Origin of the sequence: Streptomyces sp. MnatMP-M17, from assembly GCF_900091995.1 — a bacterium.
Lineage (GTDB): Bacteria > Actinomycetota > Actinomycetes > Streptomycetales > Streptomycetaceae > Streptomyces.
In genome coordinates, this window is record NZ_FMDK01000582.1 from 1 (window position 1) to 6,993 (window position 6,993).

8 protein-coding genes and 1 pseudogene are annotated in these 6,993 nt (G+C 67.1%); 7 read left to right on the forward strand and 2 right to left on the reverse strand.

Going from position 1 to position 6,993, the window contains the following annotated elements:
- From GA0115259_RS24935 to GA0115259_RS24950, 4 genes are all read left to right on the forward strand, one after another.
- Nucleotides 1-1,159, forward strand: a 1,159-nt coding sequence (locus GA0115259_RS24935) for a complex I 51 kDa subunit family protein (RefSeq protein WP_176732645.1), incomplete at its 5' end; no start/stop codon positions are given.
- Nucleotides 1,156-2,013: a 2Fe-2S iron-sulfur cluster-binding protein gene (locus GA0115259_RS24940; protein ID WP_093601174.1), complete on the forward strand. Its 858-nt coding sequence runs from the start codon at nt 1,156-1,158 to the stop codon at nt 2,011-2,013. The genes GA0115259_RS24935 and GA0115259_RS24940, both read left to right, overlap by 4 nt.
- A gap of 26 nt (nt 2,014-2,039) precedes the next feature.
- Nucleotides 2,040-2,879 carry a formate dehydrogenase accessory sulfurtransferase FdhD gene (gene fdhD, locus GA0115259_RS24945; protein ID WP_093601176.1) on the forward strand — a complete coding sequence of 280 codons (840 nt, stop codon included), beginning with the start codon at nt 2,040-2,042 and terminating at the stop codon, nt 2,877-2,879.
- A gap of 401 nt (nt 2,880-3,280) precedes the next feature.
- A complete protein-coding gene (locus GA0115259_RS24950) occupies nt 3,281-3,808 on the forward strand; it encodes a hypothetical protein (protein WP_176732646.1) in 528 nt (175 codons plus the stop codon).
- Nucleotides 3,809-4,197: 389 nt separating this feature from the next.
- Here the strand turns inward: GA0115259_RS24950 and GA0115259_RS24955 are convergent, their stop codons facing one another.
- Entirely contained in the window at nt 4,198-4,605 is a 408-nt protein-coding gene (locus GA0115259_RS24955; RefSeq protein WP_141716684.1) for an ATP-binding protein, read from the reverse strand.
- Between the two features lie 248 nt (nt 4,606-4,853).
- Here GA0115259_RS24955 and GA0115259_RS24960 point away from each other — a divergent pair, with 248 nt between their 5' ends.
- The 3 genes and pseudogenes from GA0115259_RS24960 to GA0115259_RS42155 all read left to right on the forward strand — a co-directional run.
- Nucleotides 4,854-5,717 carry a helix-turn-helix domain-containing protein gene (locus tag GA0115259_RS24960; RefSeq protein ID WP_237540481.1) on the forward strand — a complete coding sequence of 288 codons (864 nt, stop codon included), beginning with the start codon at nt 4,854-4,856 and terminating at the stop codon, nt 5,715-5,717.
- A 17-nt stretch (nt 5,718-5,734) separates the two neighbouring features.
- Nucleotides 5,735-5,938: a DUF397 domain-containing protein gene (locus tag GA0115259_RS24965; protein ID WP_093601182.1), complete on the forward strand. Its 204-nt coding sequence runs from the start codon at nt 5,735-5,737 to the stop codon at nt 5,936-5,938.
- Nucleotides 5,939-5,982: 44 nt separating this feature from the next.
- Nucleotides 5,983-6,182, forward strand: a pseudogene (locus tag GA0115259_RS42155) (IS630 family transposase); the annotation flags it as partial.
- Nucleotides 6,183-6,233: 51 nt separating this feature from the next.
- Here the strand turns inward: GA0115259_RS42155 and GA0115259_RS24975 are convergent.
- The gene (locus GA0115259_RS24975) at nt 6,234-6,719 is read right to left on the reverse strand and encodes a GNAT family N-acetyltransferase (protein WP_093601186.1); all 486 of its coding nucleotides are present in this window, start codon (nt 6,717-6,719) and stop codon (nt 6,234-6,236) included.
- Nucleotides 6,720-6,993 lie beyond the last annotated feature (274 nt).

A 6,993-nucleotide genomic window follows, 5' to 3' on the forward strand; every position in this document is an offset into this window, starting at 1 on the left:
CCGCGCGCACGGCGGCTACACGGCGCTGCGGCGGGCCTTCGAGCTCGGGCCCGCCGGAGTCATCCGGGAGGTCACCGACGCCGGTCTGGTGGGCCGTGGCGGCGCGGCCTTCCCCACCGGGCGCAAGTGGCAGGCCACCGCCTCCCAGCCCGCCCATCCGCACTATCTGGTCTGCAACGCCGACGAGTCCGAGCCCGGCACCTTCAAGGACCGGGTGGTCATGGAGGGCGATCCGTACTCGCTGGTCGAGGCGATGACCATCGCCGGGTACGCGGTCGGCGCGCAGCGCGGCTTCCTCTATCTGCGCGGCGAGTATCCGCGCGCCCTGCGGCTCCTCCAGCACGCGATCGACCAGGCGCGCGCCCGCGGACTGCTCGGGGACGACGTCCTCGGCCAGGGATACGCGTTCGACATCGAGATCCGGCGCGGCGCCGGCGCGTACATCTGCGGTGAGGAGACCGCGCTGTTCAACTCGATCGAGGGCTATCGCGGCGAGCCGCGCTCCAAGCCTCCGTTCCCGGTGGAGAAGGGCCTGTTCGGCAAGCCCACCGCCGAGAACAACGTCGAGACGCTGATCAATGTGCTGCCCATCCTGACCGGCGGCGCGCAGGCGTACGCGGCGATCGGTACCGGCCAGTCCACCGGCCCCAAGCTCTTCTGTGTCTCGGGCAATGTGGAGCGGCCCGGTATCTACGAGCTGCCGTTCGGCGCCACGCTCGGCGAGCTGCTCCAACTGGCGGGCCCGTCGCCCACCATGCGGGCGATCCTCCTCGGCGGCGCGGCGGGCGGTTTCGTACGGCCGGACGAGCTGGACATCCCGCTCACCTTCGAGGGCACCCGGGCCGCCGGCACCACGCTGGGTTCCGGCGTGGTGCTGGTGCTGGACGACACGGTCGAACTGCCCAGAATCCTCGTCCGTATCGCCGAGTTCTTCCGTGACGAATCCTGCGGCCAGTGCGTGCCCTGCCGGGTCGGCACGGTCCGTCAGGAGGAAGCGCTGCACCGGATCGTGGACCGTACCGGTGCCGCGGCGGCCGACGACATCGCGCTGCTGCGCGAGGTCGGTCAGGCCATGAAGGACGCCTCCATCTGCGGTCTGGGACAGACCGCGTGGAGTGCCGTCGAGTCCGCCATCGACCGTCTGGGGGCCTACAAGTGACCGCGATACCGCTCCAGTTGCCGCGCCGGCTGATCGAGTTCACACTCGACGGCCAGGAGACACGGGTGCCGGAAGGCTCCACGATCCTGGACGCCTGCCGGGCGGCGGGCAAGGACATCCCGACGCTCTGCGAGGGCGACACACTGACGCCGAAGAACGCCTGCCGGGTGTGTGTCGTGGAGGTCGAGGGCGCGCGTGTGCTCGCTCCGGCCTGCTCACGCAAGGCCGAGGCCGGTATGACGGTCAGCACGGACAGTCCGCGTGCCCGGCACAGCCGTAAGGTCGTCCTCGAACTCCTCGCCTCCTCGACGGATCTCTCGACCACACCGAGGGCCGCCGAATGGATCAAGGAGTACGAGGCGAAGCCGGAGCGCTTCGGCGCGGACGCGGCCCGGCTCAACGAGGAGCCCAAGGTCGACAACGATCTGTACGTCCGTGACTACGACAAGTGCATCCAGTGCTATAAGTGTGTGGACGCATGCGGCGAACAGTGGCAGAACTCCTTCGCGATCTCTGTGGCGGGCCGGGGCTTCGACGCCCGTATCTCCACCGAGCACGACACTCCGCTCACCGACTCCGCGTGTGTCTACTGCGGCAACTGCATCGAGGTGTGTCCGACCGGAGCGCTCAGCTTCAAGTCGGAGTTCGACATGCGGGAAGCCGGAACATGGGACGAGTCGGCGCAGACCGAGACCACCACGATCTGCGCGTACTGCGGCGTCGGATGCAATCTGACACTGCATGTACAGGAGAATGAGATCGTCAAGGTCACCTCTCCGCACGACAACCCCGTGACACACGGCAACCTCTGTATCAAGGGCCGCTTCGGCTACCAGCACGTACAGCAGCGCTGAACGCCTGACGAGTAGGACTGATCACCATGGGACGGGTCACCGAACGCCGTCGCACCATCCGTATCAGGGACGGAGTCGTCTCGGCCCGTCCTGACACTCTGGTGGCCGAGGAGCCACTGGAAATCCGGCTGAACGGCAAGCCGCTCGCCATCACCATGCGCACCCCGGGCGACGACTTCGCACTCGCGGCGGGCTTCCTGGTGAGCGAGGGCGTCCTCGCGAGCGCTGCCGATCTGCGCTCCATCGTGTACTGCGCCGGAGCCAAGGCCGACGGCTCCAACACCTACAACGTGGTCGATGTCCAGCTCGCTCCCGATGTGCCGGTCCCGGACATCACACTGGAGCGCAACGTCTACACGACCTCCTCGTGCGGACTGTGCGGCAAGGCCAGCCTGGACGCGGTACGGACCACCGCCCGCTTCCCGATCGGTGACGATCCCCGGATCCAGGTGGAGCCGGAGTTCCTCGCCGGACTCCCGGACCGGCTGCGGGCGGCACAGCAGGTCTTCGACCGGACCGGAGGGCTGCACGCTGCGGCCCTCTTCTCGGAGAGCGGCGAGATGCTGGACATCCGGGAAGACGTGGGCCGGCACAACGCGGTCGACAAGCTGGTCGGCCGGGCACTGCGGCAGGATCTGCTGCCGCTCTCCCGGGCGATCCTGCTGGTGTCGGGCCGTGCCTCCTTCGAGCTGGCGCAGAAAGCCGTGATGGCGGGAATCCCGGTGCTGGCGGCGGTCTCCGCGCCGTCATCGCTCGCCGTCGATCTCGCGGCCGAGACCGGGCTGACCCTGGTCGGCTTTCTGCGCGGCTCGTCCATGAACGTGTACGCGGGCGATGAGCGTATCGCCTTGCACACCGGGGTGTGACTCTCCCCGCTGCACGGGACAAGGACCTGGCCGGCGGGGAGCGCCCCCTGCGCCGGCCGGGTCCGTTCCCGGTGTTCTTTTGAGGGCTCGGTTCGCCTCCGGGGCGCTTTATGTCGGCGCCGGCGGCCGTGCGGGGCCGGGGCGTCTCCGCGCCCCGGGGCGGCCGACTCGCCCGGAAGGCGGCCGTGGCACCAGGGAGCCTGGACTTCGTCCCGGCTACACCTACGCGCCGCAGCCGGCCGACCTGCCCGACCAGAAGATGTGGCGCATCGACCGCACCGCCGACTACCCGTCAGTGCGGTGGCTCAGCTGTGCGGGGGCGATCTCGCTCGGGCCGCCGTCGGTGTCGCGTAGGCCCCGGGATACACTGCTCCGCCCCACCCCGACCGGAGGTCATCTCAGTGTTCCCCGCACGGGTACTTGCCGGTGCCCCGTTGGCTTTGGTGATTCTCGCCCTGCCCGGCTGCTCTTCCCTCCGGGGCTGCACCGACACGACGGCAAAGCGCGGTGAGGCCGGTGTCAAGGTGCAGGTCGAGGACACGTCCGGGCAGCCTCTCGGCGTCACCGCCGAGGTCGTTGACTGGCGCCTTGAGCCCCATCCGCAGGTGCCCTCCGAAGGTGACCAGGTCCACTTCCACTACCGCTTCGACGGCGCCGATGAAATATCCGACCCTGGAGTGGATGCCTGCGCGGTCGATAAGGAGCGCGTGGCGTTGGGGTGTCAGACGGTCTATTCGTCCGAGGCGTTCGGGCCGGACGCTGACCTCACGGGCGACGACTGGCTCGCCGTCGAGCACCCTGAGCAGGTTGCCGGAGTGCTGTTGATCCCCAATGACCAGTCCTACGACCGACGAACCTGCGAGCAGGACGTCAAGGACGGTGGCGGGACGCATCCTCCGGAACCAGCCGGCCTGGGGGACCAGCTGTAAGCAGGTCAAAGCGGTTGAGCGCGAGGCACGGGTCTGCCGGCGCCCTGGTGTTTGCGCTGTTTGGTGGTCTGGTTGTGCGCCCGTCGCCCCGGCTCGACCCTGCTGCGGCCGCTTCGAGTCCTCAGGATCGGCCACCGCATCCGCCACCGCTCCACCGACCGCTCCGACACCCGTAACGCGGCGGCATTATCCTTTACTCTTCTCCCCACGCCCGAAGCGTTCTGCGGCCTGAAGCCGAACTCCGGTTCCTTCGGCGGCGAGTTCGGCGTCCAGGTCGATGACCGTTACGCGGCGGAGCTGACGCAGGAGTGGATGGCGAGAACGAAGCGGAGATCAGCCCTGCCGCTCGCCACTCCACCGCGTGATGAACGGGACCTTCAACTCGCCGGTCACGCCGCGACCTCCCGGGAGGGCCTGCGGATCTCGAACCAGACGTCCTTGCCCAGGGAGTGCCCCTCAACTCCCCAGGTATCGGCCATGCTTGCCAGGACGACCAGGCCGCGCCCGCTCTCGGCGGCCCAGTCCGGTTCGCGGACGACAGGCAGTTCACCGCTGGTGTCGCTGACCACTACGCGGACGCCGTCAAGCCGGCGCTGGAGAGTGAGCACACACTCCGCGGAGTTGGTGTGCTTGCCCACATTGGACAGCAGCTCGTGCGTGCACAGCGCGGTGGTCTCCGCCAACGAGGCAAAGCCCCAGAGCCGTACGTACACGCCGACGATCTGACGGATACCCGCGAGGACACCCGGTCGAACGGTCAGCTCCTGCCGGTACTGCGTGGTGTCTGTGTCTGCCATGACGCCCATGGCTCCTTCGGCGCCCTGAACCAGGCGCATCGCAAGTGGCTTTGACGCCCCGTGACTTCTCGGACGCCATCTGTGATGGCAACAGAGTGGACCCACCCATGCTCGTACCGCAACTAGGTGAGCTACAAAATTGTAGATTGGCAAGAACTTGCCAACCGAGTTGGTGCGTGGCGACAGTTGGAGATGCTGTGGTTCGATACGGCACACCACTGCCGAACTCATCCGGAAAGGAGGCCGAGTTGCCGAGCCATCCACGTCCAACGGTCCGACGCCGCAAGGTAGGCGGCGAGTTCAAGCGCCTGCGCGAAGCGGCGGGCATCAAGATGGAGGAGGCCGCCGAGCGCATCGGCGGCGACAAGTCCAAAATCTCCCGCCAGGAGAACGGACGTCAGGGAATCACCAAGCTGGAGGCCGAAGCGCTGCTGGCCCTGTACCGGGTGGAGGACCAGCGCCTCAAGACGGCGCTGACGACCATGGCGCGGGAGGGCCGACGCAAGGGCTGGTGGGCGCAGTACAGCGACCTCGTTGGCGAACACTTCGAGGAGCAGATCAGCATCGAGTCCGACGCAGTCCGGATACTGGCCTTCCAGCCGCTCCTGGTCCCTGGCCTCCTACAGACGCGGGAGTACGCGGAGGAGTCCATCCGAAACGTTGAGAAGGGCGCTCCCGAGGATCGGATCGAGTCATTCATCACCGTACGGATGGACCGGCAGGAGATCCTGCGGAGGGAGAACCCGCCACAGTTCGTCTGCCTGCTGGACGAAGCCGTACTTCACCGCACGGTCGGCGGACCGAAGGTAATGGCCGCTCAGCTCCAACGGCTCATCGAGTTGAACAATCCACCCCAACTGTCTGTCCAAGTCGTTCCCTTCGGACAGGGCTGGCACGCCGGACTGGATGGCGCGTTCACTATCTTCTCGTACCCGGATCCCATGGATCTGGACGTTGTCAGCCTGGGATACCTCGACGGGATGCTCTATCTGGAGGAGGATGGACCTGTCGACCGGTACAAGCTCGCTTTTGACCAGCTCCGGGCGAGCGCTCTACCGTCGCGACAGTCCATGGGCCTGATCGCACGATTGGCCAGAGCGCTGACCAGCTAGAGGCAGGTAGACGAAAAATGATCCGGCACGGCCTCCCCGAGGACAAGTGGCAGAAGTCCTCCTACAGCCCTGACAACGGGGGGCAATGCCTCGAACGACAGATGACCGCGGACGGCCTCGTCGCCGTCGGCGACAGCAAGAACCGCCTTCTGGGAGCCCACGCCTTCGAACCGGCCGCATGGCAGCATTTCGTCAACGCCGTACGGACTGGCACCGTCTAGTGGACCCTCGGTGGGCGCGCAAGCTCGGCCAGCCCTTCACCCGCTGGCCCCTGCGGCAGTTCACCCTCGCCAACTCCCACCACCCCAACCACACCTCCAGACCCGTGAGCTTCAGCGCTACCTGCACTGGCGCAACGCCAACGCCCGGCACCCCTACGTCCTGACCGCCCAACGCAAGGAACTCGCCCACATCCGCAGCGAGAAAGGCATCCGCTGGGACGGCCGACTCGCTGCCGTGGCCTGACAACCGCGCCGGACGCTCCCGGTCACAGCCAGTTCTGCCGCGAACTTCCCGTCAAGCGGGTGGAACGCGTCGGGCAGGGACCTCAAAGACGAGTTCGAGACCGTCCTCCTCATCCCACTGCTCTCCTACCTCAACGAAGCCGAAGCCCGAGATGGTGGCCAGGGATGCCGCGTTGGCGGGGCTGATCGTCGCCCGCACGGTCGTGACTGCGGTTTCGGCCGCTGCCCGGCGAAGCAGCTCGATCAGCATGGACCGGGCGTATCCCTGGCGACGGAAATGAGGAGCGACGGAGTAGCCGATCTCGACCATGCCGACCTCATCGGGCGGTCCGTGGAACCCCGCGTGTCCGACGACGAGCCCCTTGTCGCCGACGACCGCTTGCCGCACCATCCACCGTGCATGGCCAGGATCGGCGTCCATCTGGTCGAGCCGGAACCGCCACAGCCACCGTGCTCTGTCGGTCACGAAGTACTCAGTCAGCGAAACCCCGGCCATCCTGCTGGCTTCGAACAGGTCCCCATCGAGCAAAGCAGACATCGGCCCGCTGGAGAGCTCGACAAAACGAACACTTTTGAGGCTCCGGGTGAACGATCTCTGCTGATCCGCTTCGTCTGTCACTTGCGGATACTCGTCGACCACCGGTGAGGATGTCCAACGATTTCGCCCCGTCGGGGCACGGGATGCCGTCCCTGTTCGTCTATGAGTCCTCAATCGCCGGACGGGCTTGGTGGGTACCCGGCACGAGCCGCGGAGGGCGTGCGGCGGGAGGGGGTCGGGGTCGTAGGAGGTGCGTGTCCGGACACTAAAGCGT